The organism is Pelagibius marinus, assembly GCF_014925385.1.
In the GTDB taxonomy this organism is placed as follows: Bacteria; Pseudomonadota; Alphaproteobacteria; order Kiloniellales; family Kiloniellaceae; genus Pelagibius; species Pelagibius marinus.
On sequence record NZ_JACSDK010000009.1, the window covers coordinates 258,631 to 276,596 of the forward strand.

The 17,966-nt window shown below is 67.5% G+C and carries 12 protein-coding genes; 7 read left to right on the top strand and 5 right to left on the bottom strand.

Going from position 1 to position 17,966, the window contains the following annotated elements; translation table 11 throughout:
- Window position 1: 1 nt before the first annotated feature.
- The 4 genes from narJ to H7X47_RS11160 are packed head-to-tail and all read right to left on the bottom strand — an operon-like array spanning window position 2 to window position 8,766.
- On the bottom strand, window positions 2-718 hold the full coding sequence (narJ, locus tag H7X47_RS11145; RefSeq protein ID WP_193368743.1) for a nitrate reductase molybdenum cofactor assembly chaperone: 717 nt from the start codon (window positions 716-718) through the stop codon (window positions 2-4).
- Window positions 718-2,244 carry a nitrate reductase subunit beta gene (gene narH / locus H7X47_RS11150; protein WP_193368744.1) on the bottom strand — a complete coding sequence of 509 codons (1,527 nt, stop codon included), beginning with the start codon at window positions 2,242-2,244 and terminating at the stop codon, window positions 718-720. The genes narJ and narH overlap by 1 nt, the downstream gene beginning before the upstream one ends.
- Window positions 2,241-6,014, bottom strand: a complete 3,774-nt coding sequence (locus tag H7X47_RS11155) for a nitrate reductase subunit alpha (RefSeq protein ID WP_193368745.1) — start codon at window positions 6,012-6,014, stop codon at window positions 2,241-2,243. Before H7X47_RS11155 ends, narH begins: the two co-directional genes overlap by 4 nt.
- Before the next feature lie 13 nt (window positions 6,015-6,027).
- Window positions 6,028-8,766 (bottom strand): nitrate/nitrite transporter, encoded by a 2,739-nt coding sequence (locus tag H7X47_RS11160; protein WP_193368746.1) that lies wholly within the window; start codon window positions 8,764-8,766, stop codon window positions 6,028-6,030.
- A gap of 242 nt (window positions 8,767-9,008) precedes the next feature.
- Between H7X47_RS11160 and H7X47_RS11165 the strand changes: the two genes are divergently transcribed.
- From H7X47_RS11165 to H7X47_RS11190, 6 genes are all read left to right on the top strand, one after another.
- On the top strand, window positions 9,009-9,734 hold the full coding sequence (locus H7X47_RS11165) for a cyclic nucleotide-binding domain-containing protein (RefSeq protein WP_319633582.1): 726 nt from the start codon (window positions 9,009-9,011) through the stop codon (window positions 9,732-9,734).
- Window positions 9,735-9,814: 80 nt separating this feature from the next.
- Complete coding sequence (locus H7X47_RS11170; RefSeq protein ID WP_319633583.1) at window positions 9,815-12,151, top strand: CehA/McbA family metallohydrolase domain-containing protein; 2,337 nt, start codon at window positions 9,815-9,817, stop codon at window positions 12,149-12,151.
- A gap of 92 nt (window positions 12,152-12,243) precedes the next feature.
- Window positions 12,244-13,329, top strand: a complete 1,086-nt coding sequence (pdhA, locus tag H7X47_RS11175; RefSeq protein ID WP_193368748.1) for a pyruvate dehydrogenase (acetyl-transferring) E1 component subunit alpha — start codon at window positions 12,244-12,246, stop codon at window positions 13,327-13,329.
- Complete coding sequence (locus H7X47_RS11180) at window positions 13,326-14,306, top strand: alpha-ketoacid dehydrogenase subunit beta (protein WP_193368749.1); 981 nt, start codon at window positions 13,326-13,328, stop codon at window positions 14,304-14,306. The genes pdhA and H7X47_RS11180 overlap by 4 nt, the downstream gene beginning before the upstream one ends.
- Entirely contained in the window at window positions 14,303-15,406 is a 1,104-nt protein-coding gene (locus H7X47_RS11185; protein WP_193368750.1) for a dihydrolipoamide acetyltransferase family protein, read from the top strand. Before H7X47_RS11180 ends, H7X47_RS11185 begins: the two co-directional genes overlap by 4 nt.
- Before the next feature lie 15 nt (window positions 15,407-15,421).
- Window positions 15,422-16,528: a Glu/Leu/Phe/Val family dehydrogenase gene (locus H7X47_RS11190; protein ID WP_193368751.1), complete on the top strand. Its 1,107-nt coding sequence runs from the start codon at window positions 15,422-15,424 to the stop codon at window positions 16,526-16,528.
- Here the strand turns inward: H7X47_RS11190 and H7X47_RS11195 are convergent.
- On the bottom strand, window positions 16,525-16,788 hold the full coding sequence (locus H7X47_RS11195; protein ID WP_193368752.1) for a hypothetical protein: 264 nt from the start codon (window positions 16,786-16,788) through the stop codon (window positions 16,525-16,527). The two genes, H7X47_RS11190 and H7X47_RS11195, sit on opposite strands and share 4 nt — an antisense overlap.
- 170 nt (window positions 16,789-16,958) lie before the next feature.
- Here H7X47_RS11195 and H7X47_RS11200 point away from each other — a divergent pair, with 170 nt between their 5' ends.
- Window positions 16,959-17,876: a LysR family transcriptional regulator gene (locus H7X47_RS11200; RefSeq protein WP_193368753.1), complete on the top strand. Its 918-nt coding sequence runs from the start codon at window positions 16,959-16,961 to the stop codon at window positions 17,874-17,876.
- The last annotated feature ends 90 nt before the right edge of the window (window positions 17,877-17,966 follow it).

Genomic DNA, 17,966 nt, shown 5'->3' on the forward strand with positions numbered 1-17,966 from the left:
CTCACAAAGGCTTGGTATCGGCGGGACGATCCATCCGCGCCAGTGTGTCGCGCACCGCCGGGCAGCCGCCGCCCGGCGAAACGCCGCCGGCGCCCGGGGCCCCGGGGCCAAAGGTGACCGGCTGGTCCTCCCAGGCGCGGTCGAGAGCCTCCAGGTCCTCGGGGTCGTCGTCCGGCGCGGCGAGCAGTTCATCCAGCACCGCCTGCGACGGCTTTCCCCGGGAGATGCCCTCCAGCGCGAGCAGCACCCAGGCGTAGTCGCTCTTGCGCTTGCGCAGACGCTCGGCCAAGGCGGCGACGACATCGAGCGGCTGCTCCAGCAGTTCCAGCGCCTCCGGCAGCGGCCGGGTGGCGAGGAATTCCAGAAACAGAGGCAGGAAGTCCGGCAGTTCCCTGGCACTCAGCACCAGACCGTGGCGCTCGTAGTGTTCGGCCAGGTCGACCATGGCTTGGCCGCGGTCGCGGCTCTCCCCGTGGATGTGCTCGAAGAGGTGCAGCGACAGCGAACGCGAGCGGTCAAACAGCAGGACGTAGCGTTCCTGCAGGTCGTAGAGATCCCCCTCGGCGATCTCGTCCAGCAGGCGGGTCAGCCCTTCCAGGCAGTTGGCCGGGACCAGCTTCTCGCTGGCGAGGATCTGTTTCATCTCGCCGGCCGCTTCCTGCAACTCCGCCTCGGGATAGGTCAGCAGCAGGGAAAGCACCTTGAAAGTCTTGGCCATCAGAACACCTCCGTCGGGGTTTGCACCTTCTTCTTGCGCGGGCCGCCGAAGAGGTTGGTTTCACTGGCCCCGCCCGAGCAGCCGTTGCCGAAGCTGAAGCCGCAGGAGCCGCGCAGGTCGTAGGCGTCCTCACCCAGCTCGCGGTGGGAGGTCGGGATGACGAAGCGATCCTCGTAGTTGGCGATGGCCATGACGTGGTACATCTCCTCGATGCGCTCCACGCTGAGGCCCACCCGCTCGGCCAGCGAGGCGTCGATGACGCCGTCGACGGTCTTGGAGCGCATGTAGGCGCGCATGCCCAGCATACGCTGCAGGGCTTCGGCCACCGGCGCCTCGTTGCCGCCGGTCAGCAGGTTGGCCAGATAGCGCAGGGGGATGCGCAGCGCCGAGACGTCCGGCAGGCCGTCGTCCCAGGCGATCTTGCCGGCCTCCGCCGCCGACTGGATCGGCGAGAGCGGCGGCACATACCAGACCATTGGCAGGGTGCGGTACTCCGGGTGCAGCGGGAAGGCGACCTTCCAGTCCATCGCCATCTTCCACACCGGCGACTTGCGCGCCGACTCCAACCAGGCCTCCGGCACGCCGTCGGCGCGGGCCTGCTCGATCACCTTGGGATCGTTGGGGTCGAGGAAGATGTCGAGCTGCGCCTGGTAGAGGTCGCCCTCGTCCTGGGTCGCCGCGGCCTCGCCGATGCGGTCGGCATCGTAGAGCAGGACGCCCAGATAGCGGATACGCCCGACGCAGGTCTCCGAGCAGACCGTCGGCTGCCCCGCCTCGATGCGCGGATAGCAGAAGATGCACTTCTCCGACTTGCCCGTCGACCAGTTGTAGTAGATCTTCTTGTAGGGACAGCCGGAGACGCACATGCGCCAGCCGCGGCACTTCTCCTGGTCGATCAGGACGATGCCGTCCTCCTCGCGCTTGTAGATTGCGCCGGAAGGACAGGCCGCGACGCAGGCAGGATTGAGGCAGTGCTCGCAGAGGCGCGGCAGGTACATCATGAAGGTGTTCTCGAAGACGCCGTAGATCTCCTTCTCGACGCCCTCGAAGTTCACGTCCTTGGAGCGCTTCTCGAACTCGCCGCCCAGGATCTCCTCCCAGTTCGGACCCCATTCGATCTTCTCCATGCGCTCGCCGCTGATCAGCGAGCGCGGCCTGGCCGTCGGCGAGGCCTCCAATTCCGGCGCCTTCTGCAGGTGCTCGTAGTCGAAGGTGAAAGGCTCGTAGTAGTCGTCGATCTCCGGCAGGTCGGGGTTGGCGAAGATCTTCGCCAGCACCCGCCACTTGGGGCCCATCTTGGGCCGCAGGCGGCCGTTGCCGGTACGCTCCCAGCCGCCGTTCCAACGCTTCTGGTTCTCCCACTCCTTGGGATAGCCGATCCCGGGCTTGGTCTCGACGTTGTTGAACCAGGCGTATTCCATGCCTTCACGGTTGGTCCAAACGTTCTTGCAGGTGACCGAGCAGGTGTGGCACCCGATGCACTTGTCGAGGTTCAGCACCATGCCGATTTGTGCGCGGATTTTCATTCTGCTGCCTCCCCACTGAAGGAATCCTGGCCGTCTTGGGCGGGCCGTTCGAGCCAGTCGACCTTGTCCATCTTGCGGACGATGACGAACTCGTCGCGGTTGGAGCCCACCGTGCCGTAGTAGTTGAAGCCGTAGGACTGCTGGGCATAACCGCCGATCATGTGAGTCGGCTTCAACACCGCGCGGGTCACCGAATTGTGGATGCCGCCGCGCTGGCCCGTCATCTCCGAGCCCGGCGTGTTCACGATCTTCTCCTGCGCGTGGTACATGAAGATCGTGCCCTCGTGCATGCGCTGGGAAACCACGGCTCGGGCGGTCAGGGCCCCGTTGGTGTTGTAGGCCTCGACCCAGTCGTTGTCCTTGATGCCCGCCTTCCTGGCGTCCGTCTCGCTGATCCACACCACGGGACCGCCGCGGTTGAGGGTCAGCATCAGCAGGTTGTCGGTATAGGTGGAGTGGATGCCCCACTTCTGGTGCGGCGTGATGAAGTTCAGCACCACCTGCGGATTGCCGTTGTCCTTCGACTTGATGACAGGGTTCACGGTCTTGGTGTCGATCGGCGGACGGTAGACACAGAAGCCCTCGCCGAAGGCCCGCATCCAGAGGTGATCCTGGTAGAGCTGCTGGCGGCCGGTCAGCGTGCGCCAGGGGATCAGCTCGTGGACGTTGGTGTAGCCGGCGTTATAGCAAACCTTCTCCGACTCGATGCCCGACCAGGTCGGCGAGGAGATGATCTTGCGCGGCTGGGCGACCACGTCGCGGAAGCGGATCTTCTCGTCCTCCTTGGGCACCGCCAGGTGCGTGTGGTCACGCCCCGTGGCCTTGCCGAGCGCCTCCCAGGCCTTGACCGCGACTTCGCCGTTGGTCTCCGGCGCCAGCATGAGGATGACCTCGGTGGCGTCGATATCGGTTTCGATGCGCGGCATGCCCTTGGTGGGGCCTTCCTCGACCACCACGCCGTTCAGCTTGGCGAGGCCATCGACCTCGTGCTCGGTGTTCCAGGAGATGCCCTTGCCGCCGTTGCCCAGCTTGTTCATCAGCGGGCCCAGCGCGGTGAAGCGCTTGTAGAGGTTCGGGTAGTCGCGCTCGACCACGGCGATCTGCGGCATGGTCCTGCCGGGGATCGGGTCGATCTCGCCCTTCTTCCAGTCCTTCACGTCCATCGCCTGAGCGATCTCCGCCGGCGTGTCGTGCAGGATCGGCACCGTGACCACGTCCTTCTCCACGCCCAGCACCTCGGGCGCCACCTCGGAGAATTTCTTGGCGATGCCCTTGTAGATGTCCCAGTCGCTGCGGCACTCCCAGGCCGGGTCGGCCGCGGAAGTCAGCGGATGGATGAAGGGATGCATGTCGGAGGTGTTGAGGTCGTTCTTCTCATACCAGGTCGCCGTCGGCAGCACGATGTCCGAGTAGACGCAGGTGGTCGACATGCGGAAGTCCAGGGTAACCAGCAGGTCGAGCTTGCCTTGCGGCGCCTCGTCGTGCCACACGGCCTCCTGCGGCTTCTGAGCCCCGTTCTCACTGGCATCCTCGCCCAGGTCCTTGCCGAGGACGCCGTGCGAAGTGCCGAGCAGGTGTTTCAGGAAGTACTCGTGGCCCTTGCCCGAAGAACCCAGCAGGTTGGAGCGCCAGACGAACATGTTGCGCGGCCAGTTGGCCGGATTGTCCGGATCCTCGCAGGACATCTTGAGCTCGCCGGACTTCAGCTGCTCGACCACGTAGTCCTTAGGGTCCTTGCCGGCCGCCGCGGCCGCCTTGGCGACCTCCAGCGGGTTGGTCTGGAGCTGCGGTGCCGAGGGCAGCCAGCCCATGCGCTCGGCGCGGATGTTGTAGTCGATCAGCGCGCCGTCCCAGGGGCCTTCCGGCGCCGTCGGCGAGAGGATCTCCTCCACGCCCAGGCTCTCGTAGCGCCATTGGTCGGTGTGGGCGTAGAAGAAGGAGGTGGAGTTCATGTGCCGCGGCGGGCGGGCCCAGTCGAGGCCGAAGGCCAGCGGCAGCCAGCCGGTCTGCGGACGCAGCTTCTCCTGGCCGACGTAGTGTGACCAGCCGCCGCCCGACTGTCCGACGCAGCCGCACATGACCAGGAGATTGATGATCCCCCGGTAGTTCATGTCCATGTGGTACCAGTGGTTCAGGCCGGCGCCGAGGATGACCATGGAACGGCCGTTGGTCTTCTCGGCGTTGCCGGCGAACTCCCGCGCCACGGTGACGATGTGGTCGGCCGGCACGCCGGTGATCGCCTCCGCCCAGGCCGGCGTGTAAGGCACGTTCTCGTCGAAGCTCTTGGCCACGTGCTGGCCGCCGAGCCCGCGGTCGAGGCCGTAGTTGGCGACGAAGAGGTCGAAGACGGTGGCGACCAGCGCCTCGCCCTCGGTGGTCTTCAACGCCTTCACCGGCACCCGGCGCAGCAGCACGTCGGGATGGTCGGTGCCCTTGAAGTGGTCGTGCTCGCGGTTGCCGAAGTAGGGGAAGCCGACATCGACCACGTCGTCGTGGTCCTTGTCCAGGATCTGGCTGAGCCGCAGCTTCACGTCGCGCCCCTCGGCGTCCTTCTCCTCCAGGTTCCACTTGCCCTGCTCGCCCCAGCGGAAGCCGACGGAGCCCTGCGGCGCGACGATGCCGTCACTCGTCTCATCGATGGCCAGGGTCTTCCAGTCTGGATTGTTCTCCTGGCCCAGCTTGCCGTCCAGGTCGGAGGCGCGCAGCAGGCGCTCCGGCACGTAGTGGCCGTCCTTCTTGGTGAGGCGGACCAGCATCGGCATGTCGGTATAGCGCCGGGCGTAGACTTCGAAGTAGTCGGCCTGGCGGTCCAGGTGGAACTCGCGCAGGATGACGTGGCCCATGGCCATGGCCAGCGCCGCGTCGGTGCCCTGCTTGGGGTGCAGCCAGAGATCGGCGAACTTGGAGGCTTCGGAGTAGTCCGGGCTGACCACCACAGACTTGGTGCCCTTGTAGCGCACCTCGGTATAGAAGTGGGCGTCCGGCGTGCGGGTCTGCGGCACGTTGGAGCCCCAGATCATCAGGAAGCCGGCGTTGTACCAGTCGGCACTCTCCGGCACGTCGGTCTGCTCGCCCCAGGTCTGCGGCGAGGCCGGCGGCAGGTCGCAGTACCAGTCGTAGAACGACATGCAGACGCCGCCCAAGAGGGAGAGGTAGCGCGAACCCGCGGCGTAGGAGACCATGGACATGGCCGGGATCGGCGAAAAGCCGATGACCCGGTCGGGTCCGTAGGTCTTCGCCGTGTAGGCATTGGCCGCGGCGATGATCTCGTTGACCTCCTCCCACTTGGCGCGCACGAAACCGCCGAGGCCGCGCTTCTTCGTATAGGCCGCGCGCTTCTTCGGATCCTCGACGATGGAGGCCCAGGCGGCCACCGGCGTACGAACCGCCCGCGCCTCGCGCCACAGCTTCAGCAGGCGCCCGCGCACCAGGGGGTACTTCACCCGATTGCCGGAGTAGAGATACCAGCTGTAGCTGGCCCCGCGGCTGCAGCCGCGCGGCTCGTGATTCGGCAGGTCGGGCCGCGTGCGCGGGTAGTCCGTCTGCTGGGTCTCCCAGGTGACGATGCCACCCTTCACGTAGATCTTCCACGAGCAGGAGCCGGTGCAGTTGGCCCCGTGGGTGGAGCGCACGATCTTGTCGTGCTGCCAGCGCTTGCGGTAGCTCTCCTCCCAGCTGCGGTCCTCGCCGGTGGTCACGCCGTGACCGTCGGCGAACTCGCCTTGCGACTTCGAGGAAAAGAAGTTCAGGCGGTCGAGCAGTTGGCTCATCGTATTCCTCCGGTTACTCGGCGGCTGCGTGGGCGGCGGTATCCGTGGCACGACGACGTTCGATGTCGTGCAGCAGGCCGCCCCCGCGCGTGTAGAACCACCACGTCAGAAATGCGCAGGTCGCATAGAAGATCGCAAAGCCCCAAAGCGCCGCTTCCGGGCCGCCGGTCAAGGCGATCGACGAGCCGTAGGACTTCGGAATGAAGAAGGCGCCGTAGGCTGCGATCGCCGAGGTGAAGCCAATGATCGCCGCCGACTCCTTCTCCGACTGGCGCTGCCGCGCCGCCGTATCCAGGTTCGGCATCAGACGGCCGATCTCCCGGTGCATGATGACGGGGATCATCTGGAACGTCGAAGCGTTGCCCACACCGGTTGCGAAGAACAGCAGCATGAACATCGCGAAGAAGCCCCAGAAAGCATAGGACGCGTCCTTGACGGCCAGGAAGTAGAGCACCCCCATCACCGCCGCGATCATCACGGCGAAGGTCCACAAGGTGACCCGGCCGCCGCCGAACTTGTCGGAGATCCAGCCCGTTGCCGCGCGGCTGAGCGCACCGACCAGCGGCCCGAGGAAGACGAACTGCAGAGAGTCGACTTCCGGGAACTGGGTCTTGGCGAGCAGCGGGAAACCGGCTGAGTAACCGATGAAGGATCCGAAGGTACCGGTGTAGAGCCAGCACATGATCCAGTTGTGCTTGCGCTGGAAGATGATCGACTGCTCCTTGAAGGAGGCCCTCGCCGAGGCGATGTCGTTCATGCCGAACCAGGCCGCCAGCGTCGCGACGATCAGGAAGGGCACCCAGATGAAGCCCGCATTCTGCAGCCACAGTTGGGTGGTCTCACCCGCCACCTGAGGCTCCCCGCCGATCGCGCCGAAGACGCCCGCGGTGATGACCAGAGGCACGGTGAACTGCATCACGCTGACGCCCGCGTTGCCGAGGCCGGCGTTGAGCGCCAAGGCGTTGCCCTTCTGCTTCTTCGGGAAGAAGAAGCTGATATTGGCCATCGAGGAGGCGAAGTTGCCGCCGCCGAAGCCGCAGAGCAGCGCCAGGACCAGGAAGATCAGATAAGGCGTTTCCGGGTCCTGCACCGCATAGCCGATACCGAAAGCCGGGATCAGCAGGGAAGCGGTTGTCATCGTCGTCCAAAGCCGGCCGCCGAAGATCGGCACCATGAAGGAGTAGAAGATGCGCAGGGTGGCGCCGGAGAGACCCGGCAGGGCCGCCAGCCAGAACAACTGGTCGGTGGTGTAGTTGAAGCCGATCGCCGGCAATTTGGCGATCACGACGCTCCAGACCATCCAGACCGAGAAGGCCAGCAGCAGACAGGGGATCGAGATCCAGAGATTGCGGTTGGCAATCTTGCGGCCCTTGGTGGCCCAGAACTCCTCGTCGTCCGGCCGCCAGTCCTCGATCACCGCGCTTGATGGCCGCACATGCTCAGGCTTGTGGATTTCCAGCATTTCCGGCAGTTCGGGCAGCTGAGTACCTTGACCGGCGAGGGCCGCCTGTTCCATGCGGCGGATTGCGACGTGCATCCAGACCAGTGCGACCACGACGATGCCGAAGAGCAGCGCAAAGCAGCTGGTCCAGATTCCGGTCAGGTCGTTCATCACGCCGAAGGCGATCGGCAGCACAAAACCGCCGAGGCCGCCGATCATGCCGACCAGGCCGCCGACGGACCCGACGTTGTCGGGATAGTAGACCGGGATGTGCTTGTAGACCGCCGCCTTGCCCAGCGACATGAAGAAGCCGAGGACGAAGATCGTCACGACGAAGGGGACCAGGCCCATGCTCGTCGAGAAGACGATCGGCCCCTGGATGCCCTGGATGATGTATTGGGTCTCGGGATAGGAGAGCATGAAGGTGCAGATCACCGACACGGCGAAGGTCCAGTACATGACCTTGCGCGCACCGTACTTGTCGGACAGGTGGCCGCCATAGGCCCGAAACAGGCTGGCCGGCACCGCATAGAAGGCGGCAAGCATACCGGCGGTCTTGATATCAAGATCGTAGACGCCGATCAGATAGCGGGGCAGCCACAGCGCGAGGGCGACGAAAGCGCCGAAGACGAAGAAGTAATAAAGGGCGAAGCGCCAGACCTGCAGCCGCTTGAGGGGCTCCAGCTCCATAAACATGCTGCGCGGGCGCTGACCGCTTTTCTTCCGCGCTGCCGTCGCAGGATCGTCACGGGTGAAGAGGAAGAAGAGGACCGCGGTGGCCAGCAACACGGCCGCATAGACCTGGGCGGTCGATTGCCAGCCGAAGGCCACGAGCAGGAAGGGGGCAACGAAGTTGGTGACGGCAGCGCCGACGTTGCCGACGCCGAAAATGCCGAGCGCCGTGCCCTGGCGATCCTTCTCGTACCAGCGCGACACGTAGGCGATGCCGACGGCGAAGGAGCCGCCGGCCAGCCCGACGCCGAGCGCCGCGACCAGGAACATCCCGTAGGTGCTCACCGTCGACAGCAGGTATACGGCGATAGAGGTCAGCGCCATCACAGCCGTGAATACGGTGCGGCCGCCGTACTGGTCGGTCCAGATCCCCAGGAAGATGCGGCTCAAGGAGCCGGTGAGAATCGGCGTGGCCACCAGGATGCCGAACTCCGTTTCGGAAAGCCCGAGATCCTGTTTGATCTTCACGCCGATGATCGAGAAGATCGTCCAAACGGCGAAGCAAACCGAAAAAGAAAAGGTGCTGATGCCCAGCACCTTCGTCTGTTGCCCCGGCGTGACGCCTTGCAGGTCGTGCATGATTCCCTCCTCTGCCGCAGCCCGACAAAACTGGCTGGAAGGCCCCGCCTCCCAGGCGGAGGGATATTCATCAGACCGTGACGAGATTTATTTGATGCAGGTCAATTTTTGTAGAACCATTGCTGAAACAAGCGCTTGGATATCTTTTTTCTATTCTCTTCCGGATTTTTTGTATTACAGAATTATTATGTTTAAATTGAAATCTTGATAATTATCAAGAATTGGCATTACCTTGCCGCAGAGTGGGCCAGGCGAGTCGGAGAGTTTCCTTGAGGTCTATAGATCTACCCTTGGTGCGTGAACTGGACCTCTTCGCCGAAATGGAAGAGGCCAATTTCGACGAGCTGATGCAGGCCGCCTTCCTGCAACGTTTTCCGCCACAGGTGCAGCTCATCACCGAGGGCGACCCCGCCGACTTCCTCTACATCATGGTCGAAGGCGGCGTGGAGCTCTTCGCCGCCAACGGCGGGCGCGAGACCTCCATCGAGATCATGCGGCCGGTGACCACCTTCATCCTGGCCGCCGTGCTGCGCGACGCCCCCTTCCTGATGTCGGGGCGCACGGTGGAGAGCTCCAAAATCCTGATGGTGCCCTCGGAGAACGTGCGCGCGATCTTCGCCCGCGACCAGGTCTTTGCCCGCGCCGTGGTGCGCGAACTGGCGGCCCGCTACCGCGGCGTGGTCAAATCCCTGAAAAGCCACAAGCTGCGCAATGCCGTCGAGCGCCTGGCCAACTACCTGCTGCGCACAGAGACCGAGCAGGGCGGCACCGGCGTCGTCCAGTTGCAGATCGACAAGCGCACCCTGGCCGCCCTCCTGGGCATGACGCCGGAGAACCTGTCCCGCGCCTTCGTCACCCTGAAGCCCTACGGCGTGGAGGTGAGTGGCCGCGAGATTCGCCTGACCAAGATCGACGACCTGCGTAGCCTGGCCAAGCCCAGTCCGTTGATCGACGACCCGACCACCTGATCGCGCCGGCAAGCACGGCGAGACCGGCGGCAAGGTCGAGAGAGAGGCCCGTAAAGAGGCCCCTAGGAGGAGACGACCCCGTGACCGACCAGCCGCTCGGCAGTCCCGACGACGCCGCCCTGCCGCCCGCCGCCGGCGGCCTCGCCAGCACGCCGCAGCGCGGCGCCATACCGGCGCGGGAACTGGGCTCGGTGACCCTGACGCCCGACGGCGACTTCGTGGCCGGCAGCCACCAGACCTTCACCCTGGTCTACACCGCCGGCAAGTTCGGCATCGACGACTCCGGCTCGCTGCGTATCTGCTTCCGCTTCGCCAGCGACCAGACCCGCCCGCAGTTCGAGAACCCGCAAGGGCCGAACTACACCACCATCGTCGCCTCCAACTCCGCCGTGCTGCAGTACCACTACGACCCCAAGGGCAACGTGCGGCCCTGGGACCGTACCCTCTATATAAAGGTGGTGCGCGGCTTCCTGCGCGAGGGCGACACCATCACGGTGACCTTCGGCGACCGCTCCCGGGGCTCGCCCGGCATGCGCCTGCAGACCTTCTGCGAGGACAGCTTCGAGTTCCACACCCTGGTCGACCCCATTGCCACCTACTGCTATCAGCCGCTGCCCGAGCAGCCGACGATCCGCATCGTTCCCGGCGCGCCGGAAAGCTTCGTCGCCGTGCTGCCGACGCTTCGGCGCTGCGGGGAGACCTTCGCGCTGAAGGTCAGGGCCGAGGACCTCTGGGGCAACCCCACGGACAAGTGCGATGCGGTGCTGCGCCTGGAGAGCAACCTGCCCGTCGCCGGCCTGCCGGAGACGCTGCGCCTGGCGCCCGGCGCCTTCGCCGCCACGATCGAGGGGCTGAGCCTGGCCGAGCCGGGCGAGCTGCGCCTGCGCCTGCTGCAGGAGGATGGCACGGCGGCGGCCGAGGCCAATCCCCTGCGCATCGTTGAGGGATCCGCACTGGTGCATTTCTGGGGCGATCTGCACGGCCAGTCCGAGGAGACCATCGGCACCGGCAGCGCCCGGCAGTACTTTGCCTTCGCCCGCGACCGCGCCTTCCTGGACGCCACCGGCCACCAGGGCAACGACTTCCAGATCACCACCCCCTTCTGGCGCGAGCTCGACGCCCTCTGCGCCGAGTTCGACCGGCCCGGCAGCTTCGTCGCCATTCCCGGCTATGAATGGTCCGGCAACACCGGCCTGGGTGGCGACCGCAACATCTACTTCCCCGAAGAGGGGCGCATCCTCAGGCGTTCCTCCCACGCCCTGGTCGAGGACCGCTCCGACATCGCCAGCGACGCCAACAGCGCCGCCGAGCTGTTCCAGGCCCTGGCCGACAACAAGGAGTGGGACGTGGTCGGCTACGCCCACTGCGGCGGGCGCTACGCCGACGTGAAGATGGCCCACGACGGCCGCTTCGAGAAATCCATGGAGGTGCACAGCTCCTGGGGGACCTTCGAATGGCTGGTCCAGGACGCCTTCGAGATGGGCTACCGGGTCGGCATCGTCGCCAACTCCGACGGCCACAAGGGACGCCCCGGGGCCAGCTACCCCGGCGCCTCGCTGTTCGGCGCCGTCGGCGGGCTGACCTGCTTCCTGACCGAGGAGCTGAGCCGCGCGGCGATCCTCGACTGCCTGCGCAAGCGCCATCACTACGCCACCACCGGCGGCCACGGCGGGCGTCCCTTCATCGATCTGCGGGCCAGCCTGGGCGGCGCGGCCACGCTCTACCACGACGATCCGCGCCTCGGCCCCAGCGAAGGGCGGCCGGCAAGCGAGGCGATCATGGGCGACTTCGTCCAGCTGCCCGAGGGCGAGGTGGAATTGCAGGTCGACATCGCCGCCGCCGCGCCGATCGAGCGCGTCGACCTCTTCAACGGCCTGGAGCACCTGGAAACCCTGCGCCCCTACGGCGCGGAGGACCTGGGCAACCGCATCCGCGTCGTCTGGGAAGGCGCCGAGTATCGCGGCCGCTTCCGCCAGGTTATCTGGGACGGCAGCGCGCACCTCTCCGACAACAGCGTCGTCGCCGCCCGGCCGATCAACTTCTTCAACCGCGACAAGACCCTGGACCAGGTCTCGGAGACCGAGCTGGCCTGGCGGGCGCTGACCACCGGCAACATCGGCGGCTTCGACCTCTGGGTGGCCGATCCCTACGGCGGCACCCTGAAGATCGAGACGCCGCTGGTGAAGTGCGGTCTGCCGCTGGAAGAGATCGGCCTTGAGGACGAGATCTTCGACGAAAGCGGCGTGCTGCCGCGCTACCTGAAGGTCTTCCGCCTGCCCACGGCGAATCCGCAGCGGACGATGACCTTCACGCGGCGCATCGCGCTGCGCCCTGAAGGCGACAACCCGATCTTCATTCGCGTGACGCAGGAGGACGGCACGCTGGCCTGGACCAGCCCCATCTACCTCTACCGCTGAGCGCGGGCTTGACCCACGTCAATGTGGCGGCGCGACCGCCCGCCTAGCGTCATACTGGGAACGAATTGTCATTAGCGAGAGGCGCCCGCTCCATGTCGCAGGTTGCGTCCTTCAGCATCGACCACACCGGCTTCCTGGACGCGCAGGGCAAAGTCCAAGGCGAGTTGCCGGCTTTCGCCCGGGACGCCGAGACGCTGACCCGGCTCTACAAGGCCATGGTGCTGACCCGGACCTTCGATGCCAAGGCGGTGTCGTTGCAGCGCACCGGGCGCCTCGGCACCTTCGCCTCCTCGCTTGGCCAGGAGGCGGTGGCCGTCGGCGTGGGCGAGGCCCTGCGCCCGGAGGACGTGCTGCTGCCCTCCTTTCGCGAACAGGGCGGACAGTTCCTGCGCGGCGTCACCATGACCGAGCTGCTGCTCTACTGGGGCGGCGACGAGCGCGGCAGCGACTACGCCGGGCCGCGCGAGGACTTCCCGATCTGCGTGCCGGTCGGAACGCAAGCGCCCCAGGCCGCCGGCGTTGCCCTGGCGCTGAAGCTGCGCGGCGAGGCGCGGGTGGCGGCCTGCGTCTTCGGCGATGGTGCGACCTCGCGCGGCGACGTCTACGAGGCCATGAACTTCGCCGCCCTGCAGGCCCTGCCGCTGGTCTTCGTCGTCAACAACAACCAGTGGGCCATTTCCGTGCCGCGCGCCCGGCAGACGGCGGCGGAAACCCTGGCGCAGAAAGCCGTCGCCGCCGGCATGCCCGGCCTTCAGGTCGACGGCAACGACGTCATCGCCGTGCGCCACGTGGTGGGCGAGGCCGTCGAGCGGGCGCGCCGCGGCGGCGGGCCGGCGCTGATCGAGGCGCTGACCTACCGCCTCAGCGACCACACCACGGCGGACGATGCCAGCCGCTACCGCGACGACGCCGAGGTCAGCGCCCGCTGGAAGGAAGACCCCGTCGCGCGCCTGCGGACCTACCTGAGCGAGGCCGGCCACTGGACCAAGGAGGCGGAGGAAGCGCTGATCGCGGACTGCGCGGCCCGGGTCGAGGCGGCGGTGGAAGAATACCTGGCGACGCCGGCCTTGCCGCCGTCGGCCATGTTCGACCACCTCTACGCTGAACTGCCCGCCGCCCTCGAGGCGCAGCGCGACGAAGTGACGGCCAACAACGACGCCGAGGGTGACGAGCCATGAGCGAGCTGGCTCTCGTCGAGGCGGTGCGACTAGCGCTTGCCCGCGCCATGAGCGACGACGAGACGGTGTTGCTGCTGGGCGAGGACGTCGGCATCGACGGCGGCGTGTTCCGCGCCACCGACGGCCTGCTCGCGCGCTTCGGCGAGGCCCGCGTGATCGACACGCCGCTGTCGGAATCGCTTTTTGTTGGCCTCGCCGTCGGGCTCGGCGCCCAGGGTTTCCGCCCGGTAATCGAGTACCAGTTCATGGGCTTCATGTATCCGGCGATCGACCAGGTGTTGAACCACGCCGGGCGCCTGCGCAACCGCACCCGCGGGCGGCTCTCCTGCCCCATGGTGATCCGCGCGCCCTACGGCGGCGGCATCCACGCGCCGGAGCATCACTCGGAAAGCATGGAGGCCCTCTTCGCCCACATCCCCGGCCTCCGCGTGGTGATCCCCTCCTCGCCGGCCAAGGCCTACGGCCTGCTGCTGGCGGCGATCCGCGACCCCGACCCCGTGGTCTTCCTGGAACCCAAGCGCGTCTATCGCGCGACCAAGGAAGACGTCGCCGACGACGGCGCGGCGCTGCCGCTCGATCAATGCTTCACGCTCCGCGACGGCCGCGACGTGACCCTGGTGTCCTGGGGTGCCATGCTGCAGGAGACCCTGGCGGCGGCCGAGACCCTGGCCGCCGAGGGCAAGGAGGCCGAAGTGATCGATGTCGCCACCTTGAAGCCTTTGGACATGGAAACCATCCTCGCCTCGGTGGAACGCACGGGGCGCTGCGTCATCGTCCAGGAAGCGCCCTTGAGCGGCGGGGTCGGCGCCGAGATCGCCGCCGGCCTGGCCGACCGCGGGCTGGTCAGCCTGCTGGCGCCGGTCGGGCGCGTCGCCGGCTACGACACGGTGATGCCCCTGCCGCGCCTGGAAGCCCACTACATGCCGACGGAGCAGCGGATCCTGCGCAAGCTGCGCGAGACGCTGGCCTACACATGACGACCTTCAAACTGCCAGATCTCGGCGAAGGCCTGCAGGACGCGGAAATCGTCTCCTGGCACGTCGGGCCCGGCGACCACGTGGTGGCCGACCAGCCGCTGGTCTCGGTGGAGACCGACAAGGCGGTGGTGGAGATCCCCTCGCCCCAGGCCGGCCGCATCGCCAAGGTCTTCGGCGCGCCCGGCGACATCGTCGAGATCGGCGCGCCGCTGGTCGAGTTCGAAAGCGCGGCCGCCGAAGACAAGGGCACCGTGGTCGGCAGTATCGCGGCGGCGGAGAAGCCGAAGCCAGCCGCCAAGGAAACCGCCGCAGCTGCCGCCGTGCCCGGGGCGAAGGCCGCGCCCGCCGTACGCGCCCTGGCCAAGCGCCTGGGGGTCGACCTCTCCCACGTGGCGGCCAGCGGGCCGGAGGGCGCGGTGCTGGCCAGCGACGTGGAACGCGCCGCCGCCGCCATCGGCGCGGCCGGACCGCTGGAGCCGCTGCGCGGCGTGCGCCGGGCCATGGCGCTCAACATGGCCCGGGCCCATGTCGAGGTGGTCCCGGCCACGGTGACGGAAGAGGCCGACATCCACGCCTGGGCGCCGGGCAGCGACGCCACCCTGCGCCTGGTGCGCGCCATCGTCGCCGGCTGCACCGCCGAACCGGCGCTGAATGCTTGGTTCCTGGGTACGGACAAGGGCCGGCGCCTGCACGACAGGGTTGACCTGGGCATCGCCATGGACACCGAGGACGGCCTCTTCGTGCCGGTGCTGCGCGACGTCGGCGGGCGTACGGCCGCCGACCTGCGCCAGGGGCTGGAGCGCATGAAGGCCGACGTGCGCGCGCGCCGCGTGCCGCCGGAGGAACTGCGCGGCCAGACCATCACGCTCTCCAACTTCGGCATGTTCGGCGGCCGCCACGCCGCCCTGGTGGTGCTGCCGCCGCAGGTGGCGATCCTGGGGGCCGGGCGCATCGCCGAGCGCGCCGTGGCGCAGGCGGGCCAGCTGGCCGCGCGCCGCGTGCTGCCGCTGTCGTTGACCTTCGACCACCGCGCCATCATGGGCGGCGAGGCCTCGCGCTTCCTCGCCGCCGTCGTGAAGGATCTCGAGGAACCGGAATGACCTGAGGTAGAGCCGATGGAAGACGCCTTTCGCTTCTGCGACGACCTGGGGCCCGCCAAGGTCATCCACATCTACGAGGCGCACAGCGGCCTGAAGGCCGTGCTGGTGGTCGACAACGTGGTGCGCGGCCCGGCCATCGGCGGCGTGCGCATGGCCCCCGATGTCTCCACCGAGGAATGCTTCCGCCTGGCCCGTGCCATGACCTTCAAGAACGCGGCGGCGGGCCTGCGCCACGGCGGCGGCAAGGCGGTGATCTTCGGCGACCCAGGGGCGCCGCGGAAGAAGAAGGAGCCGCTGATCCGCGCCTTCGCCGACGCCATCGCCGATGTGAAGGACTACATCGCCGGCCCGGACATGGGCACCGACGAGACCTGCATGGCCTGGGTCTACGACGAGATCGGCCGCTGCGTCGGCCTGCCCGCGGCCCTGGGCGGCATCCCGCTGGACGAGATCGGCGCCACCGGCTTCGGCCTCAGCGTCGCCGTCGACGTGGCGCGCGATTTCTGCGAGCTGGACCTGCAAGGCGCGCGCGTCGCGGTGCAGGGTTTCGGCTCGGTCGGCAAGCACGCCGCCCGCTTCCTGGCGGAGAAGGGCGCGGTTCTGGTGGCCGCCGCCGACTCCAAGGCCACGCTCGCCGATCCGGCGGGCCTGGATATCGAGGCGCTTATCGCCCTCAAGGACGCGGGCAAGAGCCTGGGAGACCACAAGGGCGGAGAGAAGCTGGACCGCGATGCGGTGGTCGGCGTCGACTGCGACATCTGGATTCCCGCCGCCCGCCCCGACGTGGTCCGCGCCGACAACGTCGACCAGCTGAAAGCCACGCTGGTGGTCGAAGGCGCCAACATCCCCATCACCGCCGAGGCCGAGGCGGCACTGCACCAGCGCGGCGTCCTCGTCATCCCCGACTTCATCGCCAATGCCGGCGGCGTCATCTGCGGCGCCGTGGAATTCGCCGGCGGCGGCGAGCGCCAGGCCTTCGAGACCATCGAAGAAAAGGTGCGCGCCAACACCCGCGCCGTGCTGGAGGCCAGCCGCGACGACAAGGTCGCGCCGCGCGAGGCCGCCCTCGCCCTGGCCCGCGAGAGGGTCGAGACCGCCATGGCCCTGCGCCGCCGGGCCTAGCGCTGCTGGTCCTGCGCGCCGCGGGCCTCTTCGTAAACCCGCGCGACAATCTCGTTTCGCTCAAACCCCAGCTGCCTCAGCTCGGCATCGCTGAGCGCCGACAACTGCTCGATACGGCGGCTGACGCTGCACCAGAAGAACAGGGTAGCGACCCGACGGTCGAGCGCCACCCTCAGGCGAGCGAAGAGACCGCGGGCGGCGCCGGAGATGGCGACGCCGAGGTCCGCGTCCTGGCTCCGGCCCTTTGATTGAGAGGTCATCTTCCCTCCTCCCGGCCCCGGCGCGCCGCTGCGCCGGAAGACGCCGGAGGTCTGGCCGGGGCAGCGCGGGGCTTAAGGTTTTGCTGAAAAGGTTCCCCTTCTTCCTACTGGCCCGAGACCCAGATATCCAATATATTGATAAGCCGTTATTCATATCTGAATCATATGGCATGGACCTACGGCACCTGCGTTATTTCGTCGCCGTGGCCGAGGAAGGCCACGTCACCCGCGCCGCCGAGCGCCTGGGTATCCAGCAGCCGCCGCTGAGCCAGCAGATCAAGGCGCTGGAGGCGGAACTGGAAGTGCAGCTCTTCCGCCGCAAACCGCGCGGCGTGGAGCTGACCGAGGCGGGCGAGAGCCTGCTGGAGGACGCACGGCGCATCCTGGCGGAGGTCGAAGGCGCGCTGGCCCGGGCGCGGCACACGGCACGCGGCGAGCTCGGCCGCCTCGCCGTCGGCTTCACCGCCTCGGCGCCCTTTCATCCCTTCGTCACGCGCCTGCTGCGCGACTTCCGCAGCGCCCATCCCCGGGTCACCGTGACCCTGGAGGAGATGGGATCGTCGGAACTGGTCGCCGCGGTGCAGGCCGAGCGCCTGGACGTCGCCTTCATCCGCCCGGCCATCCCGCCGGCCGAGGGCGTGGCGCTCTACGACCTGCTGGAAGAGGCCATGGTCGCGGCCCTGCCGGCGGGCCACCGCCTGGCCACCGCGTCGCGCCGCCCGCTGCGCCTCGCGGCCCTGGCGGGCGAGCCCTTCATTCTCTACCGCCGCGCCTCCGGCCCCGGGCTCTACGACGCCATCGTCAGCGCCTGCCGCGCCGCCGGCTTCACGCCGCGCAACGAGCAGGAAGCCCCGCGCATCACCGCAACCCTGAACCTGGTGGCGGCGGGCCTGGGCGTCACCCTGGTGCCGCAGTCGCTCAGTGGGCTGCAGGCCGAGTCTATCGTCTACCGCCCGCTGAGCGCGCCTTCGGGCCTGACGGCGCCGATCCGCCTGGTCGCGCGCAAGAGCGATCACTCAGCCGCCGCCCGGCGTTTTGTCGCGCTGGCTCAGCAGGCCGCGCACAAGCGCGGCACGGCAAAGGGCTGAGCGGCCGAACGCGGCCGCCGCGCACACGTTTCTTATCGTCTCGGCACAGAATTTCTAAAGCGGCGGCGACTGCCGGCTCGCCCGCCGCCG

Bases quoted from the DNA above. Each gene is read 5' to 3' on its own strand.
- H7X47_RS11185 (WP_193368750.1), top strand. From the start codon at position 14,303: ATGACGACCTTCAAACTGCCAGATCTCGGCGAAGGCCTGCAGGACGCG.
- H7X47_RS11160 (WP_193368746.1), bottom strand. From the start codon at position 8,766: ATGCACGACCTGCAAGGCGTCACGCCGGGGCAACAGACGAAGGTGCTG.
- narH (WP_193368744.1), bottom strand. From the start codon at position 2,244: ATGAAAATCCGCGCACAAATCGGCATGGTGCTGAACCTCGACAAGTGC.
- H7X47_RS11200 (WP_193368753.1), top strand. From the start codon at position 16,959: ATGGACCTACGGCACCTGCGTTATTTCGTCGCCGTGGCCGAGGAAGGC.
- narJ (WP_193368743.1), bottom strand. From the start codon at position 718: ATGGCCAAGACTTTCAAGGTGCTTTCCCTGCTGCTGACCTATCCCGAG.
- H7X47_RS11190 (WP_193368751.1), top strand. From the start codon at position 15,422: ATGGAAGACGCCTTTCGCTTCTGCGACGACCTGGGGCCCGCCAAGGTC.
- H7X47_RS11195 (WP_193368752.1), bottom strand. From the start codon at position 16,788: ATGACCTCTCAATCAAAGGGCCGGAGCCAGGACGCGGACCTCGGCGTC.
- H7X47_RS11180 (WP_193368749.1), top strand. From the start codon at position 13,326: ATGAGCGAGCTGGCTCTCGTCGAGGCGGTGCGACTAGCGCTTGCCCGC.
- pdhA (WP_193368748.1), top strand. From the start codon at position 12,244: ATGTCGCAGGTTGCGTCCTTCAGCATCGACCACACCGGCTTCCTGGAC.
- H7X47_RS11155 (WP_193368745.1), bottom strand. From the start codon at position 6,014: ATGAGCCAACTGCTCGACCGCCTGAACTTCTTTTCCTCGAAGTCGCAA.